Annotated in this window: 1 protein-coding gene; it reads right to left on the reverse strand. The window is 66.5% G+C overall.

Features of this window, described 5'->3' with window-relative positions:
• Positions 1 to 798 (reverse strand): IS110 family transposase (locus MTR72_RS40240; protein ID WP_341512354.1); only part of this gene is annotated, 798 nt, incomplete at both ends.

Raw genomic sequence — 798 nt, forward strand, 5'->3', positions numbered from 1 at the left:
CTGATCCGCCCCTTGACGTCGATCGAGGAGCCGGACTGCCAACGCCGCGAGGTCAAGCCAAAATAGGCCGCCACATCGCGCGACCGCTTGAAGCGTGCGGGGTCGTCGATCGCCGTCATGAAGCTCAGCGCTGCCACCGGGCCGACGCCAGGGATCTGCATGAAGCGCCGGCACAGTTCATGGCTCGCCACCAGCTTGACCACGAGATCGTGCAGCCGGCAGTACTCCTTCCACAGCGCGGCGCGCGCGTTCAGCATGGCATCGATCAGCTCGCTGACCAGCGCATCACCCGCCACCGCCTCGCGCACCGCCTGCGCGAAGCCGCCGCGGCCAACATGACTGAGGCGAATGCCAAACACCTTCAGCGAGTGCCGAATCGCGTTTTCCAGATCCAGAAACTTGCGCTTCAGATTGCGCCGGTGCGTCAAGAGCAGCCGCAGCCGGTAGCAGGCTTCGCTCTTGATATGCGCCTTGCGGAACCAACCGGTGCGCATCAAATGCGCCAGGCCGAGCGCGTCCGTCCGGTCGGTCTTGTTGCGCTGCGCCTTCAGCGCGGCGCGGACGTGGAAGGTTTCCAGGCAGACCGCCGGCAAGCCGAGCTTTAACAGTTCCGGGTGCAGCCAGGGCGACAGCGACCCCGCCTCGTGGCCGAGCCGCCGCAAGCGGCCACGATACGGCGTGAGCGCCGCCTTGATCGCGTCCGGATCGGTCACCACCGCGACCTCCAGCGCGACCTTGCCGCTGCCGTCCACCACGCAGATTGCCGTCTCGTCCATGCCGACATCCAGGCCACAGAAG

Origin of the sequence: Bradyrhizobium sp. ISRA442, from assembly GCF_038085055.1 — a bacterium.
Classification (GTDB): Bacteria; Pseudomonadota; Alphaproteobacteria; order Rhizobiales; family Xanthobacteraceae; genus Bradyrhizobium.